The 22,237-nt window shown below is 66.3% G+C and carries 18 protein-coding genes, 1 pseudogene and 1 riboswitch; of the genes and pseudogenes, 9 read left to right on the forward strand and 10 right to left on the reverse strand.

Annotated features, from left to right (window positions below):
• Nucleotides 1-156 precede the first annotated feature (156 nt).
• The 7 genes from ACWRN3_RS00865 to ACWRN3_RS00895 all read right to left on the reverse strand — a co-directional run bounded on the left by ACWRN3_RS00865 (nt 157) and on the right by ACWRN3_RS00895 (nt 9,060).
• Nucleotides 157-1,227, reverse strand: a complete 1,071-nt coding sequence (locus ACWRN3_RS00865) for a Gfo/Idh/MocA family protein (protein WP_476739630.1) — start codon at nt 1,225-1,227, stop codon at nt 157-159.
• Nucleotides 1,228-1,371: 144 nt separating this feature from the next.
• A complete protein-coding gene (locus ACWRN3_RS00870; RefSeq protein ID WP_476739631.1) occupies nt 1,372-2,079 on the reverse strand; it encodes an ABC transporter ATP-binding protein in 708 nt (235 codons plus the stop codon).
• A gap of 2 nt (nt 2,080-2,081) precedes the next feature.
• Nucleotides 2,082-3,506 (reverse strand): ABC transporter permease, encoded by a 1,425-nt coding sequence (locus tag ACWRN3_RS00875; protein ID WP_476739632.1) that lies wholly within the window; start codon nt 3,504-3,506, stop codon nt 2,082-2,084.
• Nucleotides 3,507-3,702: 196 nt separating this feature from the next.
• Complete coding sequence (locus ACWRN3_RS00880) at nt 3,703-4,800, reverse strand: substrate-binding domain-containing protein (RefSeq protein WP_476739633.1); 1,098 nt, start codon at nt 4,798-4,800, stop codon at nt 3,703-3,705.
• 49 nt (nt 4,801-4,849) lie between these two features.
• On the reverse strand, nt 4,850-6,136 hold the full coding sequence (mmsB, locus tag ACWRN3_RS00885) for a multiple monosaccharide ABC transporter permease (RefSeq protein WP_476739634.1): 1,287 nt from the start codon (nt 6,134-6,136) through the stop codon (nt 4,850-4,852).
• A gap of 45 nt (nt 6,137-6,181) precedes the next feature.
• Nucleotides 6,182-7,738, reverse strand: a complete 1,557-nt coding sequence (gene mmsA, locus ACWRN3_RS00890) for a multiple monosaccharide ABC transporter ATP-binding protein (RefSeq protein ID WP_255174827.1) — start codon at nt 7,736-7,738, stop codon at nt 6,182-6,184.
• A 131-nt stretch (nt 7,739-7,869) separates the two neighbouring features.
• Nucleotides 7,870-9,060, reverse strand: coding sequence for an ROK family transcriptional regulator (locus ACWRN3_RS00895; protein WP_324644533.1), 1,191 nt, complete (start codon nt 9,058-9,060; stop codon nt 7,870-7,872).
• 235 nt (nt 9,061-9,295) lie between these two features.
• Between ACWRN3_RS00895 and ACWRN3_RS00900 the strand changes: the two genes are divergently transcribed.
• The gene (locus tag ACWRN3_RS00900; protein ID WP_324645226.1) at nt 9,296-10,156 is read left to right on the forward strand and encodes a nitrilase-related carbon-nitrogen hydrolase; all 861 of its coding nucleotides are present in this window, start codon (nt 9,296-9,298) and stop codon (nt 10,154-10,156) included.
• Nucleotides 10,157-10,166: 10 nt separating this feature from the next.
• On the opposite strand, the gene ACWRN3_RS00905 is transcribed toward ACWRN3_RS00900, so the two are convergent.
• The gene (locus ACWRN3_RS00905; RefSeq protein WP_255174828.1) at nt 10,167-11,783 is read right to left on the reverse strand and encodes a PucR family transcriptional regulator; all 1,617 of its coding nucleotides are present in this window, start codon (nt 11,781-11,783) and stop codon (nt 10,167-10,169) included.
• Nucleotides 11,784-12,067: 284 nt separating this feature from the next.
• Between ACWRN3_RS00905 and ACWRN3_RS00910 the strand changes: the two are divergent.
• Nucleotides 12,068-13,497, forward strand: a pseudogene (locus ACWRN3_RS00910) (amino acid permease).
• Nucleotides 13,494-15,230 (forward strand): flavin monoamine oxidase family protein, encoded by a 1,737-nt coding sequence (locus ACWRN3_RS00915; protein ID WP_255174830.1) that lies wholly within the window; start codon nt 13,494-13,496, stop codon nt 15,228-15,230. Before ACWRN3_RS00910 ends, ACWRN3_RS00915 begins: the two are co-directional and overlap by 4 nt.
• On the opposite strand, the gene ACWRN3_RS00920 is transcribed toward ACWRN3_RS00915, so the two are convergent.
• Both ACWRN3_RS00920 and purU read right to left on the reverse strand, forming a co-directional pair.
• A complete protein-coding gene (locus tag ACWRN3_RS00920; protein ID WP_476739635.1) occupies nt 15,227-15,748 on the reverse strand; it encodes a gamma carbonic anhydrase family protein in 522 nt (173 codons plus the stop codon). The genes ACWRN3_RS00915 and ACWRN3_RS00920 overlap by 4 nt on opposite strands.
• A gap of 40 nt (nt 15,749-15,788) precedes the next feature.
• Nucleotides 15,789-16,649 (reverse strand): formyltetrahydrofolate deformylase, encoded by an 861-nt coding sequence (purU, locus tag ACWRN3_RS00925; RefSeq protein ID WP_159632582.1) that lies wholly within the window; start codon nt 16,647-16,649, stop codon nt 15,789-15,791.
• Nucleotides 16,650-16,692: 43 nt separating this feature from the next.
• Nucleotides 16,693-16,778: riboswitch (ZMP/ZTP riboswitch) on the forward strand.
• Nucleotides 16,779-16,925: 147 nt separating this feature from the next.
• Here purU and glyA point away from each other — a divergent pair.
• From glyA to ACWRN3_RS00955, 6 genes are all read left to right on the forward strand, one after another.
• Complete coding sequence (gene glyA, locus ACWRN3_RS00930) at nt 16,926-18,224, forward strand: serine hydroxymethyltransferase (RefSeq protein WP_159632581.1); 1,299 nt, start codon at nt 16,926-16,928, stop codon at nt 18,222-18,224.
• A 3-nt stretch (nt 18,225-18,227) separates the two neighbouring features.
• Nucleotides 18,228-19,130 carry a bifunctional methylenetetrahydrofolate dehydrogenase/methenyltetrahydrofolate cyclohydrolase gene (locus tag ACWRN3_RS00935; protein ID WP_324644537.1) on the forward strand — a complete coding sequence of 301 codons (903 nt, stop codon included), beginning with the start codon at nt 18,228-18,230 and terminating at the stop codon, nt 19,128-19,130.
• Between the two features lie 183 nt (nt 19,131-19,313).
• Complete coding sequence (locus ACWRN3_RS00940) at nt 19,314-20,450, forward strand: sensor histidine kinase (RefSeq protein WP_476739636.1); 1,137 nt, start codon at nt 19,314-19,316, stop codon at nt 20,448-20,450.
• Complete coding sequence (locus tag ACWRN3_RS00945) at nt 20,447-21,112, forward strand: response regulator (protein ID WP_476739637.1); 666 nt, start codon at nt 20,447-20,449, stop codon at nt 21,110-21,112. Before ACWRN3_RS00940 ends, ACWRN3_RS00945 begins: the two co-directional genes overlap by 4 nt.
• Nucleotides 21,113-21,263: 151 nt before the next feature.
• On the forward strand, nt 21,264-21,596 hold the full coding sequence (locus ACWRN3_RS00950; RefSeq protein WP_476739638.1) for an SHOCT domain-containing protein: 333 nt from the start codon (nt 21,264-21,266) through the stop codon (nt 21,594-21,596).
• 75 nt (nt 21,597-21,671) lie between these two features.
• Nucleotides 21,672-22,235, forward strand: a complete 564-nt coding sequence (locus ACWRN3_RS00955) for a hypothetical protein (protein ID WP_255174835.1) — start codon at nt 21,672-21,674, stop codon at nt 22,233-22,235.
• Nucleotides 22,236-22,237 lie beyond the last annotated feature (2 nt).

Consider the following 22,237-nt stretch of genomic DNA (forward strand, 5'->3'; position numbering starts at 1 on the left):
CTGCTTATCGCATGAAGTCCAGCATTCACTCAAGGGAATTTACAAATGCCGGTAACGGACGCAGAAACTGTCAATGGCAAAGCCGGGCCGTCACGGTGACTTGACGTTCGGGCAAGAGCTGCCCGCCGCCGTCGTACGCCGCCTTTGAGGATCCTGCTAGTGGCTGTCGTTGGGGTAGGTCACTCCGAGTTGGGCGCGCACACCGTCGAAGAGGCGCATGGTGTTCAGGGTGTCCTCAAGCGGCATGACCGGACTCTCGGTCAGCCCCTGCTGGACACACCTCATCACCTCGCGCAGCTCGTAGGCGTAGCCCTTTCCCACGACGTCGAAGGTCTCCGTCCGGCGGTCCTCCCACCCCTTGGCGATGACGAGTTCGCGGGGGTTGTTGATGGAACCCACGCTTTGCAGGAAGCCCAGACTGCCGGCCACCGTGGCGGTGCGGGGTCCGTGGGCCAACAGGGAGGAGGTGAGCTGGACCTGGGCGGCGTGGCCGTAGCCAAGGCTCAGGGCGTTCTGCGCATCGACGCCGTCGTCGTTGACGAAGCCCGTGGCGCTGACGGTCTGCGGGAAGCCGAGCGTGCCGAGCGCCCACAGGAGCGGGTAGACGGACAGATCCAGCAGTGCGCCCCCGCCGTCCTTCCGGGCCCACAGCCTCGCGGTGGGGGAGTACGGTGCCGGGAAGCCAAGGTCGGCGGTCACCCAGTGGATGTCGCCCAGCTCTCCGGAGGCAGCGATTTCGAAGGCACGCTGCATTGAGGGCAGGAACCGGCTCCAGACCGCCTCCATGAGGAAAAGCTTCCGGCTGCGCGCCACCTCGATGAGTTCCGCCGCTTCCCGGGCGTTGATGGTGAAAGCCTTCTCGCACAGCACGTGCTTGCCGGCGTTGAGTGCGGCGAGAACCATCTCGTGGTGCTGCGCGTGCGGCGTCGCGACGTACACAACATCCACGGCGTCATCGGCGAGCAGCCGCTGGTAGCCGGGCACCCCGCCGTCGTCCCCGTACGCCTTGGAAAAGTCATACGCCACGGCAAACGCGTCCGCGGTGTCCTGCGCCCTGGAACTGACCGCGTACAGTTCGGCATCTTCAAGCAGGGCGAGATCCTGCGAGACGGCGCGGGCAATGCTGCCCGTGGCGATGATTCCCCAGCGCAGGGGAGCCCCGGTGGCGGACCGGGGATCCTGGTTGGGCTGGGTGGAAAGCCACGGCTTTGCGATCGGAGCAGTCATAGCTGCAATCCTGTCACAGGGCCGCCGGACGGCCCCGGAATTTCGCGCCCTGCGCGGGGTCGGCAACGGAAAGAGGCCGACGGCGGGAGGATACGTTGGGCGTTTCCCCCCGCCGCCGGCCCTGCCGGGCCAGGTTTCTCCGGGTCAGGCCGTGGCGACGACGGCGCTCCGTCCCCGGACCGGCTCTTCCGTCAGCTTGCCCTGCTGCAGGCGGAACCGGCGGTCGGTCTTGTTCGCCAGGACCTTGTCGTGGGTGACCACCAGGATGGTGGTGTTGTGGTCGCGGCTCAGCGAGCTGAGGAGCTCGATGATGTGGTCGCCGGTCTGCTCATCCAGGTTGCCGGTGGGCTCGTCGGCCAGGATCAGCTTCGGCTCATTGGCCAGGGCACGGGCAATGGCCACGCGCTGCTGCTCGCCGCCGGAGAGCCTGTTGATCCGCCGGTCGTGCTTGGACGGATCAAGCTGGACCTGTTCCAGCAAGTCCTTGGCGCGCTGCAGCCGGGCGGCCTTGCGGACCCTGGCGAACTCCATGGGCAGCATGACGTTGTCCACGGCGGACAGGTTGGGGATCAGGTTGAACTGCTGGAACACGAAGCCGATGTCCCGGCGTCGGTATTCCGTCAGCTTGGTGTCCGGCAGGCTTGCCAGGCTGACGCCGTCCACCACGACGTCCCCGCTGGTGGGTTTGTCCAGCGCGCCCAGCAGGGACAGCAGGGTGCTCTTGCCGCTGCCGCTCTTGCCCACGATGGAGGCCAGGGTGCCCTGCTCCAGGACAAAGCTGACGTCGTTGACCGGCTTGATGGTGCGGTCACCGGAGTTGAAGGTGCGGACGAGGTTCTTGACTTCAATCATGGCTATTCTCCTCGCAGGACTTCGATGGGACGGATGCGCGCGGTGAGCAGCGCGGGGACCAGGGCGCCGATGATGGCGACGCCGAACACGGCGGCGATGCCACCGGCGATGACGCCGGGTGATGCGCTCGCGGTGACCGAGTTCAGCAGTTGGGTGGCGCCACCCAAGGGGCCGCCCTGGAAGCCGCCTGCCCCGCCGGGCCCGCGGCCCGTGGTGGCAGTGGTTCTGGTGGTGTTGCTGCTGATCAGGGCGGACGCGATCCCGCCGCTGGCGAAGGATGCGATGGCTGCGCCCACTGCGCTGCCCAGGGCCGCCAGGACCAGGGCTTCGAGGACGAACTGCAGGCCGATGGTGCGGTTGGGTGCGCCGATGGCCTTCAGGACGCCGATTTCGCGGCGGCGCTCGCGGACCAGCATCACCATGATGAGCAGGATGATCAGTCCGGCGGTTCCGAGGGCGGCGATGAAGGCGATGAAGGAGATGTTTTTGACGCTGTCCAGGGAGCTGACCGCGGTCTGCAGGTTCTGCCCCTGGGTGACGTCGGCCTTGCCGGTGCCCAGGGCGGCCTGCAGGGCCGTCTTGGCGGTGGCGACGTTGTCCATCGAGTTGACGGTGACGATCATGCTGGACAGTTCACCCGGTGTGCCGGCGAGGGCCTGGGCGGTGGGGAGCGTGACGTAGACGGCGTTGTTCCCGAAGGCAGTGCCGGCGTCGAACAGTCCCGTCACCGTGTAGGTCTGGTCGTTGATGGTGAAGGTGGACCCAACGGTGAGGCTGTTTTTCTCCGCCAGCGTGGTGCCCAGCAGTGCTCCGGTGGCGGCTGCCGAGTAATCACCCAGCCCGGTGCCCTGCGTAATGTTCAGCGCCTTGCCCGTGGTGTCCACTTCAGCGCCGATGCCGGTGGCTGTGATCGGCAGGGACCGGGCCGGCTGCTGTGTGGTTCCGGTGGACCCGGTGGTTCCGTTGGCCTGCTGGTTGCGGTTGCCCAGGGTGCCTGCATCCACTGCCGCGCTGAGGCTTGTGGTCAGGGTGGCCGCGGCCTGGCCGCCGGGGCCCGCCTGCCCGGTTTGGCCGCCCGGTGCGGTTTGTCCAGCCTGCGCCGTCTGTGCCGCGGCAGCAGCCGTGTTCCGCAGCCGCAGGGATGAGGTCCCAACGACGGCACTGACGTTGGGGACGCCGGCGGCGGTGGCTGCCTGGTCGGCTGTGAGCGGCTCGCCGCCGCCTTCGAAGCCTTGGCCGCCGGCAGGGTTGACGGTCAGGCCGGTGCCGACGGAGGCGTTAAGCTCCTGCACTTTCGCCCCGACTGCCTGGTTCGCCACCAGCATGGCCAGTGCCAGGCCAATGGCGACGGCCAGCACCGCAACAACAGCTGCGGTGCGGACCTTGTTTCTGAAGGCATTGCCTACGCTTCGGGCAAGGACGCTCACGTTACTCCTATGGCTCAGGTGCCGGCGCGGGAGGCCGGCTTCCCACCAACCCTCGCCGGGCATCCTGTGCCGCAATCCGGCCGGACCTGTGTTTGGCCTGTGAAGGCGTACTCCTGAGGCAGGGCGCAGAAAAGCCCGGTCCCAGAGGGACCGGGCTTCCCGGTGACCGGTTTTATCCGGCCGTTTCCAAAAGGTGTTACTTGGTGATCGGGCCGAGTACCGGATCGTCCTTGTAGGCAGTCTTCACGTTGGCGGCGGTCACGATGACCGGCTCCAGCAGGTAGGCCGGTACGGTCTTAACCTTGTTGTTGTAGGACTTGTCGTCGTTGACCTCGGGCTTCTTGCCTGCCTGGAGGTCTTTCACCATGGTGATGGCGTGCTCAACGAGCTTGCGGGTGTCCTTGTTGATGGTGGAGTACTGCTCGCCCGCGAGGATGGACTTGACGGATTCAACCTCGGAGTCCTGGCCGGTGATGACAGGAATCGGCTTGCCGGCTGCCTTGACCGAGGTCAGGACGGCGCGGGCCAGGGTGTCGTTGGGGGAGAGTACGCCGTCCAGGGTTGCGCTGCCATAGCTGCCCGTGAGCAGCGTGTCTGCACGGCGCTGGGCGTTCTCTGCCTTCCAGCCCTGGGTCACTGCCTGCTCAAAGCCGGTCTGGCCGGACAGGACCTTGAGGGTGCCGTCGTCGATCTTCGGCTTCAGGACGCTCATGGCGCCGTCGAAGAACACCTTGGCGTTGGCGTCGTCAGGGGAGCCGGCAAAGAGCTCGATGTTGTACGGGCCTGTCGGCTTCTTGGCCTTCATGCCGTCCAGCAGGGCCTGTCCCTGGAGGACGCCGACCTTGAAGTTGTCGTAAGCGACGTAGTAGTCCACGTTCTCGGTGTTCAGCAGCAGGCGGTCATAGGCGATGATCGTGGCGCCGCTGTCCTTGGCCTGCTTCAGCTGCGTTCCCAGCTGGGAACCGTCGATGGCACCCACGATAATGACCTTGGCACCCTTGGTGACCATGGCGCTGATCTGGTTCTGCTGCTCAGAGACGCCGCCATTGGCGAACTGGACGTCAGCCTTGAACCCTGCACCGCTGAGGCCGTCGTTGAAGAGCTTTTCGGCCAGAACCCAGTTTTCACTGGTCTTCTGCGGGAGTGCCACGCCGATGGACGAGTCCTGCGGGAATCCGCCCGCGCCGCCGCTGGCTCCGCCCGAAGGGGACTCCGAGCGGCCGCAGCCCGTCAGCGCCAGTGCTGCGATGGCAGCAACCGCTGCGGCCTTTCCTGCTTTACCAAACATTCGCATTGTTGGTTCTCTTTCTTTGTTGTGTATAACTCGGTCAGGTCGCGGGAGCTCAGGCTTCCCTGGCGATCGCTTCCTTGGTGGAGGTGGTTTCGTCGGGCTGGAGCGGGTTGCTCGGGCCACCGCCGGAGGGGCGGTTGAAGTTCCTGGTCAGCATGCCGATGATGGACGTCTTGCCCTGGCTCTTGTTGTAGACGTCGAAGGCGACGGCGATCAGGAGCACCAGGCCCTTGATGATCTGGGTCAGGTCTGCACCGACGCCGAGGAGCTGCAGGCCGTTGTTCAGGACTGCCATGACCAGGCCACCGATGATGGACCCGATCACGGTGCCCACGCCGCCGGTAACGGCCGCGCCACCGATGAAGACTGCGGCGATGGCGTCCAATTCCCAGCCGACGCCGTCGAACGGACCCGAGGCGGTGGACCGGCCGACGAAGATCATGCCGGCCAGGCCGGCCAGGATGGACATGTTCATCATGACCAGGAAGTTGACCTTCTTGGACTGGACGCCGGAGAGCTCTGCTGCATGGCGGTTGCCACCCACGGCGTAGACGTGGCGGCCGATGACGGTGCGTGAGGAGATGAAGCCGTAGATCAGGACAAGGACGGCCAGGATGAGGCCGGGGATGGGGAAGGAGGTGCCCGGGCGGCCCGTGGCGAACAGGTACGTGGCGTAGAGAATGGCGGCGCAGACGAGGACCAGCTTGAGGACGGTGACCCACATTTCGGGAACTTCGGCACCGAGTGCCTTGGCCCTGGCGCGGGAGCGCAGCTCGCTGACAACCACGAAGGCAGCGGCGGCAAGGCCGAGCAGCAGGGTCAGGTTGTTGTAACCGATGTTGGGTCCTACTTCGGGCAGGTAGCCGGAGCCCAGGTACTGGAAGTCCGAGGGGACCGGGATGGTGTTGGACTTGCCCACGAACTGGTTGAAGCCACGGAACAGGAGCATGCCTGCCAGGGTCACGATGAACGCCGGAATTCCGACGTACGCGGTCCACCAGCCCTGCCAGGCGCCGATCAGGGCGCCCAGGAGCAGGCCAAGCAGGACCCCGGCGTACCAGGGAATACCCCAGTCTCGGATAGCCAGGGCCACGGTGACGCCCACGAAAGCCGCGACCGAGCCGACGGAGAGGTCGATGTGTCCGGCAATGATCACCAGCACCATGCCGATGGCCAGGATGAGGATGTAGGAGTTGCCGTTGAAGAGGTTGATGACGTTGCCGGAGGTAAGCGTCCGGCCTTGGGTGGCAATCTGGAAGAAGATGATCAGCGCCACCAGGGCGAAGATCATGCCGAATTGGCGGGTATTCCCACCAAAAAGCTTCTTGAGGGCGTTCATGGTTTCAGTCCTTGTGTCCGGAAGGTTCTGGAATGGGCCAGAGGGTCAGGCGGCTTTGCGGGCGGAGGTCATCAGCTTCATCAGGCTTTCCTGAGTGGCCTCGTCTTTGTTCAGGACGCCGGTGATGGCGCCTTCGAAGATCGTGTAGATGCGGTCGGACAGGCCCAGGAGTTCGGGGAGCTCCGAGGAGATGACGATGACTCCCTTGCCTTGGTTGGCCAGCTGCTGAATGATGCCGTAGATCTCGTACTTTGCCCCGACGTCGATGCCGCGCGTGGGCTCATCCAGGATCAGCAGGTCGGGATCGGTGAACATCCACTTGGCCAACACAACCTTCTGCTGGTTGCCGCCGGAGAGTTTGGCCACGCCTTCCTCCACGGAGGGCGTCTTGGTGCGCAGGGATTTGCGGTATTCCTCGGCCACCGTGAACTCCTGGTTGGCGTCGACCACAAAGTTGTGGCTGACTTTCCTCAGGTTCGCCGCCACGGTGGTGGTCTTGATGTCGTCGAGCAGGTTCAGGCCCAGGGTCTTGCGGTCCTCGGTGACGTAGCCCAGCCCGGCGTCGATGGCCTGGCGGACATTCTTGAGCGTGACCTCGCGGCCGTCCTTGTAAATGTGGCCGCTTACGAACCTGCCGTAGGACCTTCCGAAGACTGATCGGGCCAATTCCGTGCGTCCTGCCCCCATCAGGCCGGCAAATCCCACGATCTCGCCACGGCGGACGAAAAAGTTGGAACCCTTGCACACGAGGCGGTCCTGGACGGCCGGGTGGCCCACGGTCCAGTCCTTGACCTCGAAAAACACTTCCCCGATTTTGGGGGTGTGGTCCGGGAACCGGGATTCGAGGGTGCGGCCCACCATGCCCTTGATGATCCGGTCCTCGTCGACGCCGTCAGCCTTGACGTCAAGGGTCTCAATGGACTGGCCGTCGCGAATAATGGTGATGGAGTCGGCGATCTGCTCGATCTCGTTGAGCTTGTGGGAAATGATGATTGAGGTAATGCCCTTGGCCTTTAGGCCCAGCATCAGGTCCAGCAGGTGCTGTGAGTCCGATTCGTTCAGGGCCGCGGTGGGCTCGTCCAGGATGAGGATCTTCACGGACTTGTTCAGGGCCTTGGCGATTTCCACCAGCTGCTGCTTGCCGACACCGATTTCCTTGATGGGGGTGTCGGGGTCGTCCCGCAGGCCCACACGCGCCAGGAGGTCCAGGGACCGCAGCCGGGCCTCGGCCCAGTCGATCACGCCGCGCTTGGTGGGTTCGTTGCCCAGGAAGATGTTCTCCATGATGGACAGTTCGGGGATCAGTGCGAGTTCCTGGTGGATGATCACAATGCCCGCGTGCTCGCTGGCGCGGATGTCCCGGAACTGCTGGACCTGTCCCTGGTAAACGATGTCGCCGTCGTAGCTTCCGTACGGGTACACGCCGGACAGGACCTTCATGAGCGTGGACTTGCCGGCGCCGTTTTCGCCGCAGATGGCGTGGATCTCGCCGGCCTTCACCCTAAGGCTCACATTCGACAAGGCTTTAACGCCGGGGAATTCCTTGGTGATGGACCGCATCTCGAGGATGACCGGATCCGTGTGCGTGGTCTGGGACGTCATGAACCCTAACCCTCCAATGCAATGACTTCTTTGTCCGGCCGGCAAAGCGCAGGGCCGTCTGAACCAAAAGTAAACTGGATCACAGCTATTGTCGTCAAGTCTTTAACGCAATTACCGGATAACGAAATGGTCTAGGGCTTCCGGATGCCGGCGTGCTGGAAGACGAGGGCAGCCGCTCCCAAGGCCTCTGCACGGTCGCCGAGCGAGGACATGGTGAGGGTTGTCGTCTCACCGATTACCGGCACTGCATGGCGGATCAATCCTCTGCGGATGGGGTCCAGCAGGATGTCGCCAAGGCCCGCCAGGGGTCCTCCCACCACGATGACCTCGGGGTTGATCAGGTTGGCCACGTTGCCCAGTGCGCGGCCCACGGCCAGTCCGGCATCGTCCACGACGCGAAGGGTGGCGGAGTCCCGGTTCAGGGCTTTGCGGACAATGTCAGCCGGAGTCATCGGAGGGTCTTCGCCGCGGCTGAGGAGCTCGATCATGGTGGTGGTGGAGGCGATGGTTTCCAGGCAGCCGCGGTTGCCGCAACGGCACACCAGGCCCTGCTCATGGATGGTCGCGTGCCCTATTTCGCCGGTGATTCCCACGTTGCCGTAGTAGGGGGCGCCGTTGAGGATCAGGCCGGCGCCGATGCCCGATCCGATTTTCATGAACATCAGGTTGCTGACCCCGGAGTGCTGCCCCCACGTCACCTCGGACCAGGCGCCAAGGTTGGCGTCATTGTCAACAAACACGGGAATTCTCAAGGTTTCCTCAAGGTGCTGGAGGATGTTGATGCCCACCCATTCGGGAAGGATTGCGCCCTGGGCCACCGTCCCGGTCCGGCGGTCGATGGGGCCCGGAATGCCGACGCCGGCGCCCACTACCGAGGAGCGCTCCACCCCGCTTTCCCGCAACAGTTTCTCCAGCACCGCCACCGCGGCCTGGATACCGTCATCCGCCTGGTGGCCCAGGGGGAGCATTATCGATTCTTCGGCGATGACGTGGTAGCTGAGCGAGGCGAGGACCACCCGCAGGTGCCGCCGGCCGAAGTCGATGCCCACGGCCACGGCGCCGTTGCTGTTCAGCCGCACGTTCAGTGCCCGCCGCCCGGAACTGGTGATCGGCTCGGTGGATGCCAGGCCCGAATTGAGCATGATCTTGACGATGTTGGAGACCGTGGCGGTGGACAGCCCCGTCTGCCGGGCCAGTTCCGCCTGGGTGGACGGGCCGCCCATCAGGGTCTCGATAATCCGCTGTTGGTTCAGCTGCCGCAGGGCGGACTGCGATCCGGGATTTTTAGGTTTGCTCCTCGTTGAGCGCGTAGTTGCGGACATGCTAAGAAGATTGCCCTACCGCTGCGCTTGTAGTCAAGAAGTTAACGCATGACTCCGGCGGACGCAGTTGGCAACGGTACGCAGGGCTCCGACCGAATCCCCGTGCATTCCGTCCCGGCCTGCGTGCGGGTGGGTCCAAACGACCCGTCATCCACCGTCTGCGGCTGGCTAGGCTGGTAGGCGGAAACAGTCCAGCCCAGCCACGTTCCCGTGGACGGGCATGAAGAAGGTGGTAATGATGCTGCTCTCCGTCCTGCAGGCGAACGCGGTGGTCCTGGATATTGGGGCAAACCTGCGCATCGTGGACGATGCCGCCCGCCGGGCCGCGCAGGCCGGCGCCCACGTGCTGCTCACGCCGGAACTGTTTCCCGTGGGCTACGCCCCGCTGCGGCTGCGCAGCGAACTGGATCCGGCGGCCCTCCCCGCCATCCGCGGACGCCTGGCGGACATTGCGCGCCGGAACAGGATCGCGCTCGTCTACAGCCTGCCCGCCCCGGTGGGCGCCGAACCGAAGTCCGCCGGTGCGGCCGGATGGCACATCTCAGCCACCCTGGTGGACGCCTACGGCGTGGAGATCCTCAACTACGCCAAGGTGCACCTCTTTGGCGGTGAGGAACGCGAGGCATTTGTCGCAGCCGGGGAACCTCCCGCCGTCGTGGATTTCCACGGCATCCGTACCTCACTGCTGATCTGCTACGACATCGAGTTCCCGGAGGCCGCACGGGCGGCTGCTTCCCGGGGCGCCGAGCTGGTCCTGGTGCCCACCGCATTGTCGGCCGGCTTCGAGGCAGTGCCGCAGGTGCTTGTCCGCGCCCGTGCGCTGGAAAGCCAGCTCACTGTGGCGTATGCCAACCACTGCGGAACCGAGGACGCCTACGCCTTTGGTGGCGGAAGCGTGGTGGCGGGGCCCGACGGGACGCTCCTCGCCGAGGCCGGCGACGCCCCGGCGCTGCTGTTTGCCGAGGTGGGCGCGGAGGCCGTCCGGGCAGCACGCAATGAGGTCCCGTACCTGCGGGAACGCCGGCCCGGACTGTACCGGGAGTGGGAGGAAGCTCTACTGCGGGAACCGGGCCACCCGGGGGGCAGCGGCGAGTAGCCGCTGCCCGTCAGTCCGCCCTGCCTGCCAGGTTGTCTGCATACTGCAGCGCAATCCACAGCTCTGCCCGCACCTGTGCCTGGTTCAGGTCCATCTCGAGCAGTTCACCCAGGACGCCGATCTGCCGCCGTACGCTGTTCCGGTGCAGGCCCAGCAGCTTGGCGGACGCGTCCCAGCTGCCGTTCTCGCTGAGCCAGCCGCGGAGGACTGCCAGCAGCGGATGGCGCCGGTCCGGCTCCAGCGCCAGGACCGGCCGCAGGAGGCGTTGGGCCAGCAGTGTCCCGGCGTCACGGCCCAACAGTCCGGTGACCGACCAGGACACCTCATCGGCCCGGATGCTCACTCCGCTCCTCTGGACCTGGCTGCGCAGGGAGGTAGCGCGCTGGTAGGCGGCGGGCAAGTCCGTGAGCTCGGTCGGTTCGCCGACCACCAGGCGCCACCCGAGCTTCTCCACATCGGCAAGCAGGGCATCATCCACCCTGAGCCGGGTCACGGCGGCGAACCCGTAGTCAGTGATCTCCACCAGTTTTGTGTCGAGCATCCGGCGCCACTGCAGCAGCTCCCGGACCGGGCCGTCACCGGCCGGCCAATGGGGTGCTTCCACGTTGATGCCCTGCACAACCCGCATGGGCGCGGACCGGGTGGAGGAAAGGCTCTGCGCCATCAGGTCCTTGAGCCCGTTTACATGCTTGGTGCCGCCCGTGGTGAGGCTTTCGGGGTGCAGCAGGACGGCGGTGGCCAGCTGGCTCGGGGCCAGTGACCCGCTGGTCCGTTGCCGCACCAGCAGCTCGAGCAACCCGACCGCGGACTGGACCACGTTGTTCTGCGCAGGGGTCAGCGGAACGTCGGAGCCCAGAACAAGGGCACCAAGATTGGCGTCCTTGGTGCTGCGCAGCGGGTGGCCCACCACCAGCGCCGAGCCCGGCAGGTCAAAGCCGTCCATCTCCACCCGCGGGCCGCGGCCGGACAGCAGCCGTTCCAGCATGGGTTCGAGCAGGGAAAGTTCGACGGCGGTGCTGCCGCCGGCACTGGTGCCGCGTGCCCGGACCCGGCCGTCCGCCCCCACCATGACCGCCCATACGGGCACGCGCTGGACCAGGGCGGCCAGCAGCTCATGCTCCGGTCTGGGTGAGAGGACAGCCCGCATGAGTTGCCGGTTGGTCTCCGCCAGCTGTCGGAAAACCCGGGCATTGTCGGTCTCCAGGAGCTGTGAGAACTGGAGGCCGATCGCCGCGAACGGAAGCGACTCAGGCACCTCGAACAGGGTGAGGTTGTGCCGCCGGCACGCGTCCAGCACCACGTCCGGGACGGCATCGAAGTAGGGCCTGATCCCGAACCCGAGGGCCGCCACCTTGGCCTCCACCAGCCGCTGGACATACCCATCCACCCTGGCCGGCGTGCCGCCGTCGCCCAGGAAGGGAAGCCCGGCGGTGAGCAGGAACTCACCCTCGGGCAGGTAGGGTGTGGGGTCCTCCAGTTCGCTGGGTTCAACCCACCGCAGGAGACGGCCGCCGCTGCCGCCGTCGTGGAGCGTTTTCAGCAGCGGCGGCAGCTGGTCAAGGAACTGCTGGAGGGTGACGAAGCTCAGCCGTCCGGACTCCGCGGGTTCAGCGGTCGTGGCTAGCACCGGCGTCGGCCGGCTTCCGGCAGCCGGCGCACCCGGGGGCCGCAGGCGCCGTATTGCAGGATCCGCTGTGTTTGTGCATAAAGTCTCACGGTGGATCACTATAAGTCATTTTGCACCGGGTTGAGAGTTGGCTCACATGCCAATGTTGGTGAGGGGAAACCGACAACTACTCTGAAGGGACGTCAACGGTGACTGTGCCTGTGACCACCGAAAAACCCATTGCGCCAAGCGTCGGACGGCCTGGCCTCCGGGCCCAGTTGCTCCGGCGTAAACCGATAGGCCAAATGGTCAGCGAAGCCGAAGGTGCCGGTGCGGGAACCGGCCTGGTGCGCAGCTTCGGCGTTCTGCACCTGACGATGATCAGCGTGGGTGCCACCCTGGGGACGGGCATCCTGGTGATCCTCGGCGAATCGGTTCCGCTGGCCGGGCCGGCCATCTGGATTTCATTCATCATCGCCGGCCTGGCCGCGCTGCTCTCCGCGGTGTCGTACGCCGAGATGGCCGGCCTGGTTCCGGCCGCAGGGTCGAGCTACTCCTATTCCTACGCCACCATGGGAGAGGGCATGGCCTGGATCTGCGGATGGTGCCTTGTCCTTGAATACGCCGTTTCCGTGGCCGCCGTGGCCGTGGGCGCGGGCCAGTACGTCAACGAAACGCTTGCCGTGTTCGGGCAGGTGCTGCCCGACGCGATGTCGCAGCCTCCCGGCGACGGCGGCCTGGTGAACGTCCCGGCGGTGGCCATCGTCGTGCTCGCCACCGTCCTGCTGGTCCGCGGGGCTCGGGAAAGCGCCTGGATCAACACGGCCATCGTCGTCGTCAAAGTAGGCATCCTGCTGTTCTTCTGCGCCGTGGCTTTTACCGCCTTCAACGCAGGAAACTTCGAGCCGCTCATGCCCATGGGGGCCGCAGGCGTATCCGCCGCCGCTTCCAGGGTGTTCTTCTCCTATATTGGGTTTGATGCCGCCTCCACGGCCGGCGAGGAAGCCAGGAACCCCAAGCGCGACCTGCCCCGCGCCATCCTGCTGTCCATGGTGATCGTCACCAGCATCTACGTCCTGGTGGCCGTTGCCGCCATCGGCGCCCGCCCGTGGGGCTGGTTCGACGGAACCGAAGCCGCCCTGGTCCAGATCCTTGAGGAGACCACGCACCAGCCGTGGATTGCGCTGGTCTTCTCGGTGGGCGCCGTCCTGGCCATTGCCAGCATCGTGCTCACCGTCCTGTACGGGCAGACCCGCATCCTCATGTCGATGTCCCGGGATGGACTGGTTCCCCCGGTCTTCAGCCGCGTCTCACCCCGCACCGGCACCCCGGCCGCCGGTACCCTGATCGTGGGCACCGCCGTCGCCCTCACCGCAGGGCTGGTGCCGCTCGGCGCCCTGGCCGACGCCACCAGCATCGGAACCCTGTTCGCGTTCGCGCTGGTCAACGTGGCCGTTATCTACCTGCGCCGCAACCGCCCGGACTTGAAGCGCAGCTTCCGGGTGCCGCTGTACCCTGCCACCCCCGTGCTGGGCACGCTGATGTGCGCCTACCTGATGGCCAACCTCGGCGCCGATACCTGGGTTGTGTTTGGTGCCTGGATGCTCGTCGGTATCGCCATCTACTTCGGCTATGGACGCCGGAACTCCAAGGTAGCGGCCCTGAGCGAGCTCGACTACCGTGAACTGACCGCCAAGGCCCCCAGCAGGAACCTGTGAAAGCAGAACAATCATGACCATCGCCACCGAACTGCCCGCCTTCGACCCCTCGAGCACGTCCACGCCGCCGGCGGATGCGGCAGGGCGGGACGCGGGGGGACAGGCAGCGCCCATCACTATGTTGAACCCCGATTTCCCGTTCAGCTACGACCACTACCTCGACCACCCGGACGGACTGGGCGCAGTCCCGCCGGAGCTGTACGGCACGGAAGTGGCCGTGATCGGCGCCGGGCTTTCCGGGCTGGTCACCGCCTATGAACTGATGAAACTCGGGCTGCGGCCTGTGGTCTATGAAGCGGACCAGATCGGCGGGCGGCTCCGCACGGCCAACTTCCCGGCAGCGCCCGGCGTGGTGGCTGACCTCGGGGGGATGCGGTTCCCAGTCTCGGGCAAGGCTTTCTACCACTACGTGGACCTGCTGGGCCTGGAGACCCAGGACTTCCCCAACCCCCTTGCCGAGGCCACTTCCAGCACGGTGATCGAACTGGCAGGCAAGAAGTACTACGCGGAAAAGCCAAGCGACCTTCCGCCGTTCTTCCGCGAAGTGGCCGACGCCTGGAAAGCCGCAGTCAACGACGGCGCCAGGTTCGCGGAGATGCAGGATGCCATCAAGGCCCGGAACATGGCCAGGATCAAGGAACTCTGGAACGAACTGCTCCCGCTCATGGACGAGCAGACCTTCTACGGGTTCATCGCCGCGAGCGAGTCCTTTAAGAAGGCAGGGTTCGCACACCGGGAGGCGTTTGGCCAGGTGGGGTTTGGCACCGGCGGCTGGGATACCGATTTCCCCAACTCCATCCTGGAAATCCTGCGCGTGGTCTACACGGATGCCGACGACCAGCACCGGCTCATCCGCGGGGGAGCGCAGAGGCTGCCCGAGGCACTGTGGCAGCACGCGCCGTCGGACATGGTGCACTGGCCCGCCGGCACCTCCCTGGCCTCGCTGCACTCCGGCTCGCCCCGCGGCGCGGTCGGAAAGATCAGCCGGGACCCGGACGGAAACCTGCGGGTGCGTGAACGGTGGGGCCGCGAGGCCAGCTACCCGGCCGTGGTGACCACCTGCCAGTCATGGCTGCTGTCCACCCGCATCCACACCGAGGAAGCCTTGTTCCCCGCCGAACTGTGGACCGCGATGGAGAAATCGCACTACATGCAGTCCTCCAAGACCTTCGTCATGGTGGACCGGCCCTTCTGGAAGGACATCGATCCCGCAACGGGCCATGAGGCCCTGTCGATGACCCTGACCGACAGGCTCAACCGGGCCACCTACCTGCTGGACAACGGTCCGGACCAGCCCGCCGTCATCCTGCTCTCCTACACCTGGAATGACGACGCCCTTAAGTGGCTGGCCCTGGACGCCGACGAGCGGGTGGAGCTGATGCTGCACTCGCTGGAGCAGATCTACCCCACCGTTGACATCGCCAGCCACATCGTGGGCCAGCCCATCACCGTGTCCTGGGAGGCGGACCCCAACTTCATGGGCGCCTTCAAGGCGAACCTGCCCGGGCATTACCGCTACCAGCAGCGGCTGTTCACGCACTTCAAGCAGGACAGGCTGCCGGAATCCCAGCGCGGCATTTTCCTGGCGGGCGACGACGTCTCCTTCACCGCCGGCTGGGCCGAGGGCGCCGTGACCACCGGGCTGAACGCGGTGTGGGGCGTGGTGAAACACCTGGGAGGGTCATCGGCACCGGGCAACCCTGGTCCGGGCGACCTGCTGGACCAGTTCGGGCCAATCAGCCTCGACTAGCCAGCGTGGAGCTCGCGGTGTTTCGCCGAGAGCTCCACGTAGCGCGCCGCGTTGGCGCGGACGCCGTCGAACTCTTCATCCGTGAGTTCGCGGCGCACCTTGGCGGGCACGCCCGCCACCAGCGAGCGGGGCGGAACCACTGTTCCTTCCAGCACCACGGCGCCGGCCGCAACCAGCGAGCCGGCGCCGATCACGGCACCGTTGAGGATGGTGGCGCCCATGCCGATCAGGCAGTCGTCCTCCACCGTGCAGCCATGCACGACGGCGGCATGCCCCACGCTGACCCGCTGGCCCACCGTGCAGGGGAAGCCGGGGTCGGCGTGCAGCACCACATTGTCCTGCAGGTTGCTTCCGGCGCCCACGGTGATGGCCGCTGTGTCGGCGCGGACGGAGACGCCGTAGAAGGCGCTGGCGTCCGGGCCCAGGGTGGCATTGCCGATGATCGAGGCCGACGGGGCCACGAACGCTGAATCATGGACAGCCGGGGAATTGCCGGCGAAAGGGTAGAGAGGAGCCATGGCTTCACCCTAAGCCACCCCTCCACCCAACCGCTGCGACCTAGTTGAAGACCACCGTACGGTTGCCGTCCAGCAGCACCCGGTGCTCGGCATGCCACTGCACGGCCTGCACCAGCGTGCGGCCCTCCACGTCCCGGCCCATCTGCACGAACTGCTCGGGCGTGCGCGCATGGTCCACGCGGATGACTTCCTGCTCGATGATCGGCCCCTCGTCCAGGGCCGCGGTCACATAGTGTGCCGTGGCTCCGATCAGCTTCACGCCGCGGGCATGCGCCTGGTGGTACGGCTTGGCACCCTTGAAGGACGGCAGGAACGAATGGTGGATGTTGATGGCCTTGCCGGTCAGGTCGGTGCAGAGCTCGTCGGAGAGGATCTGCATGTAGCGGGCCAGGACGGTCAGCTGGATGTCGTGCTCGGCGATGAGGGCGCGGAGCTTGTCCTCGGCCTGGACCTTGGTGTCCCTGGTCACGGGGATGTAGTGGAACGGGATGCCGTAGAACTCGGCGAGCCCTGCCAGGTCCTGGTGGTTGGAGACAATGGCGGGGATTTCAATGGGAAGAGTGCCGGAACGCTGCTGGAAGAGCAGGTCGTTGAGGCAGTGGGCCGAGGTGCTGGCCATCACCAGGGTGCGCACCTTGTCGCCGACGGTGTCGAGGTTCCACTGCATGGAGAACGCTTCCGCCACCGGCTCCAGCGCCGCCCGCAGCTCGGACTTGGGTGCCGCAGTGGTCACTTCCACGCGCATGAAGAAGTTGCCGGTGGAAGGGCTGCCGTACTGCTGCGAGTCCATGATGTTGCACCCTGCCACCAGCAGGGCTCCGGCCACGGCGTGCACGATTCCGGGGCGGTCCGGGCAGGACAGGGTGACGACGTACGCTTGGTTCAGCTGCTCTTGATTCACGCGTAATAGCCTACCCGCGCCGCGGGTGCCGGTTTTGGTAGGCTGGAAGGGTCGCAACTGGCGTTGGGTGGCTAACCACCAGGGAGCGGCAATCACGAAGACCACGGATCGTACGCCTGGGCCGAGGGTCATGTCTTGCCGGAATTGGGGTTGCCCCTGCGTCAGCACAGCAGCACCATGTTCGGGCTTTCACGCCCTGTCATCAACGCGGTGCGAAAGCGCGCCAGCCGGTAGCCTGACCTAAGCAGTGCCCGTATCCCTAGCCAGGAGTTCTTCGTGACTACTACAGCCACCTCAACCACAGCCGTCAGCAACCAGCCGCTGGCTGAGCTTGACCCCGAAATCGCCGCAGTCCTTGACCAGGAGCTGGGCCGCCAGCGCGGCACCCTGGAAATGATTGCTTCCGAGAACTTCGCGCCCCGCGCCGTGATGGAGGCCCAGGGCTCGGTCCTGACCAACAAGTACGCCGAGGGCTACCCGGGCCGCCGCTACTACGGTGGCTGCGAATACGTCGACGTTGCAGAGCAGCTGGCCATCGACCGGGTTAAGGCCCTGTTCGGCGCCGAGTTCGCCAACGTCCAGCCGCACTCCGGTGCGCAGGCCAACGCCGCCGCGCTCTCCGCCATGATCACTCCCGGCGACAAGATCCTGGGCCTGTCCCTGGCCCACGGCGGCCACCTGACCCACGGCATGAAGCTGAACTTCTCCGGCAAGCTGTACAACGTGGCTGCCTACCAGGTGGAGGAAGACAACTTCCGGATCGACATGGACAAGCTCCGCGAGCAGGCCATCGCCGAAAAGCCCCAGGTGATCATTGCCGGCTGGTCCGCCTACCCGCGCCACCTTGACTTCGCCGCCTTCCGCTCCATCGCCGATGAAGTGGGTGCGCTCCTCTGGACCGACATGGCCCACTTCGCCGGCCTGGTGGCAGCCGGGCTGCACCCCAGCCCGGTGCCGCACTCCGACGTCGTCACCTCCACCGTGCACAAGACCCTGGCCGGTCCCCGCTCGGGCGTGATCCTTGCGAAGGAACAGTGGGCCAAGAAGCTGAACTCCAGCGTCTTCCCCGGCCAGCAGGGCGGCCCGCTGATGCACGTCATCGCTGCCAAGGCCGTGGCCTTCAAGATCGCCGGCACCCAGGAATTCAAGGAGCGCCAGGAGCGCGTCCTGGAAGGCGCCAGGATCATCGCCGACCGCCTGAACCAGGCCGATGTCGCCGAAGCCGGCGTCTCCGTCCTCACCGGTGGCACGGACGTGCACCTGGTGCTGGTTGACCTGCGCAACTCGCAGCTGGACGGCCAGCAGGCCGAGGACCTCCTGCACTCCGTCGGCATCACCGTCAACCGCAACGCCGTGCCGTTCGATCCGCGCCCGCCGATGGTCACCTCCGGCCTGCGCATCGGCACCCCGGCCCTGGCCACCCGCGGCTTCGGTGCCAACGAGTTCACCGAGGTTGCCGAGATCATCGCTACCGCCCTCAAGGCAGGCAGCAGCGCCGACGTCGAGGCACTCCAGGCCCGCGTGGACAAGCTGGCGGCCGACTTCCCGCTCTACCCGCAGCACGAGCAGTGGTAAGCAATGACTGAAACCACAACCGCACAGATCCTTGACGGCAAGGCCACCGCCGCTGCCATCAAGGCCGAGCTGACCGAACGCGTGGCCGCACTCAAGGCCAAGGGCGTCACTCCGGGCATCGCCACTGTGCTGGTGGGCGCTGACCCTGCCTCGCAGCTGTATGTCTCCATGAAGCACAAGCAGTCGGTGCAGATCGGCATGAACTCCATCCAGCGCGAGCTCCCGGCGGACGCCACCCAGGAACAGGTGGAGGCCCTCATTGATGAACTCAATGCAGACCCCTCCTGCCACGGGTACATCGTGCAGTTGCCGCTGCCCAAGCATCTGGACACAGACGCCATCCTGGAGCGGATCGACCCGGCCAAGGACGCGGACGGGCTGCACCCCACCAACCTTGGCCGGCTGGTGTTGAACGTCAACAACAAGATCACCACGCCGCTGCCGTGCACCCCGCGGGGTGTCATCGAGCTGCTGGAGCGCAACGGGTACAGCCTGGCCGGCAAGCACGTTGTAGTGGTGGGCCGCGGCGTCACGATCGGCCGCTCGATCGGCCTGCTGCTCACGCGGCGGGACGTCAACGCCACCGTGACCCTGACCCACACCGGCACCACCAACCTGTCGGACCTGCTGCGGCAGGCGGACGTCATTGTGGGTGCAGCGGGCGTGAAGCACATCGTCAAGGCCACGGACGTGAAGCCGGGCGCTGCACTGCTGGACGTCGGCGTCACCCGCGAGACCGATCCGGAGACCGGTAAGAGCCGCGTCTATGGCGACATCGATCCCGCCGCCGCCGAGGTGGCGGGCTGGATTTCGCCGAACCCGGGCGGGGTGGGCCCCATGACGGTGGCGCTGCTGATGACCAATGTGGTGGAGGCTGCGGAACGCGCAGCAGGCGTCGGGGAGTAGTCCCGGCCCAAAGCGCTCGACGGCGGCACGGTACCTTTCGCATGGAAGGTACCGGGCCGCCGTCGGCCGTTTAAGCGCAGCGCTGGGTAAGCCCTGCGAGGCCGTGCACCTACTCCTGGGGGAGTACGGACGCTACGCCGCCCATCTGACGACTTTCGCAGCCTGCGGGAATAGGCTCGGACCATGCAGCGCCGTTTCAGGGGACCACCCACCGCCGTCATCGTGGTGGTGGTCGCCGTGATCCAGGTGGCGGGGTCGGCGTTCGCGTCGGTGCGGCAGCCCGGACACGCGCCGCTGGACCCCCTGGCGCTGGCATTGCTGCTGCTGGGGCCGGCCGCGCTGGCTTTCCGCCGGCGCGCGCCGCTGGTGATGCTGCCCGTTGCCGCCGGGGCCACCGCGGCCTACCTTGCACTGGGCTACGCGTGGGGCCCGGTGGTCCTGTCCTTTGCGATGGCACTGATCCTGACGGCGGCGGCCGGAAAGCGCGCTGTGGCATGGTCCGGGGCCGCGGCGGGAATCCTGGCATTGTTTTTTGCCGCCGCGCGCAGCGGCGATGAAGCGGCGTTCGTCCGCGCCTTCGCCGGGTCCTCATGGCTGGCCATCCTGGTCCTGATCGGGGAAGGGGTGCGGTTCCGCGGCGAACGGGTGGCCGAACGGCGCCGCCAGGAGGCCGCGGCGGAGCAGGCTGCCCGCGACGAATACCGGCTTGCCCTGGCACGGGACATCCATGACGTGGTGGCCCATTCGCTGTCCCTGATCAATGTCCGGGCCTCGGTGGCGCTGCACCTGGGCGAGAAGGATCCAGCGCAGCTCCGCCCTGCCCTGGAAACCATCAAGGCAGCGAGCCGGGAATCACTGGCTGAAGTCCGCCAGCTGCTGGGCGTGCTCCGGGAAGATGCGCCGTTGAGCCCCACCAGCCGGCCCAGCCTGGGCCGGGTCCCGGAAATCGTTGACAACGCGCGGCGGGCCGGGCTCGATGTCCGGCTCCAGACCGGCGCGCATCTGGAACACGTTCCCGATGCAGTGCAGGAAGCGGCGTACCGGATTGTGCAGGAAGCCCTGACCAATGTGGTCCGGCATTCCGGAGCGCGGACAGCCCAGATCACCATCCACGCGGCGAAAGGGGAGTTGCTGGTTGCCATTGACGACGACGGCGCCGGGGCCGGCACGGCGCCCGAAGGTAACGGCATCACCGGCATGCGGGAGCGGGTTGCAGCTTTGGGCGGCAGGCTTGAGCTGGGGCCGGCGCAGTCCGGTACGGGCTGGCGGGTCCGCGCGGTCCTCCCTCTGGCCGCCGGTGCAGGGCAGGAACCAGGATGATCAGCATCCTGCTGGCCGATGACCAGAACCTGATCCGCGCGGGCTTCCGGGCGCTGCTGGACGCCGAAGCCGACATGACGGTCGTGGCCGAATGCGGGACCGGGCGCGACGCGGTGCGGCTGGCCCGCCAGTGGCATCCCGACGTGGTCCTGATGGATATCCGCATGCCGGACGGTGACGGCCTGGAGGCAACACGGCAGATCCTCTCCGACTCGGCGCTGCCAAGTACCCGGGTGGTCATACTCACCACCTTCGAGCTGGATGACTACATCGCCGAGGCGGTGCGGGCAGGGGCTGCCGGTTTCCTGGTCAAGGACACTGAACCGGCCGAGCTGCTGCGTGCAGTCCGCATTGTGCACGACGGCGATGCGCTGCTGTCGCCCTCAGTGACGCGGCGGATCATGGCCCAGCTGGCGCGGCACTCCCGCGCCGCCGAACCGCCGGTGGCACTGGACCGCATCACCGACCGGGAGCGGGAAGTCCTCCAGCTTGTGGGGGAGGGTTTGAACAATGCGGAAATCGCCGGTCGCCTGTTCATCACTCCGCTCACGGCCAAGACGCATGTGTCGCGGATCATGGTGAAGCTGATGGTCAGGGACAGGGCGCAGCTGGTGGTGCTGGCCTACGAATCCGGCCTGGTCCGGCCCGGCTGGGCAGGCTGAGTCCGTACGGGAAGCAGCAGCGGGACTCCCCGGGGAGTACGCGGCCCGGTGCAGGTGACTCCCGCCGCCGGACGCCCCGGCCGGGGTGCGGCAACGAGACTCGATACAAGGCCGGATCCCCGGCCGGTTAAGAGAGTCTGGAGAACAAAAAATGTTGGCTTCACTGACCACCGCACTGTCCACCACCGCACTGTCCACTGCGGCCCTGTCCGCGGCTGCGCAGGTGCCGGCCGATACGGTCGTCTATGGACCCTGGCACGGTGCCTTTTCCCCCTGGTTCCTGTTGTTCCCGCTCTTCTGGATCCTGGTCATCGCGCTGTTCATCTTCGTGGCCCGCAGGACCTGGCGCCGCAACCAGCACTGGGCAGCCGCCCAGGGGGCCGAAGGAGTGCTGCGTGAGCGCTATGCCCGGGGCGAGGTTGACGAGACCGAGTACCGGCAACGGATGGAGGTCCTGCGCAGCGGGGACCGGCGGCAGAAGTGACCGGGCCCGCCCGGAGCTGTTCGCCGGCGGTGGAAGGCGGCCGAAGCACAGGCCGGCGTTTGAGACAATAGCTCCATGCGAACTTTGGGCAGCTCCTCGTCATCCGCCAAACCCGCCAGGGCCGGTTTTTCGATGTTCCGGATCAGCGGGCCCGGCCTGATGGTCCTGGTGACGGCGTTCATTGTGGCCGTCATCTTCGCCGCCAACCAGAACGACGTCGTGGGCTGGGTTGTTGCCGTCATCGCCGCGTTCTGGCTGGCACTGGCCGCCTTCGTGGTCTTCAGCATCCAACGGGCCGCCAAAAAAGCCGGTGCCAAGCTGTCCGAGGCACAAAGCGCCTTCCACACCGCAACCGGCCGCGCCCCGGTGCAGGCATCGGCCGATCATGGGGGCACCCGGGTGGTGTACGAACGCACCGAGGCCGACGAAGTGCGCGACCTGAAACTGGACCACTCCTTCAAAATCGTCCAGGTACAGATCCGCGTAGTGGAAGAGGAACGGGCCAAGGGCGCCGCCGCCAACCAGGACACCATCAACCGCGCGCTCGAGACCATCGAGATCACGGCCACCAATGCCCGGGACATGATCAAGTCCTCCGGCGGCAGCGGAGAGCCGGTGACCGGAACCATCATCGACTAGAG

The sequence above is a fragment of the Pseudarthrobacter sp. rb genome (genome assembly GCF_056389225.1).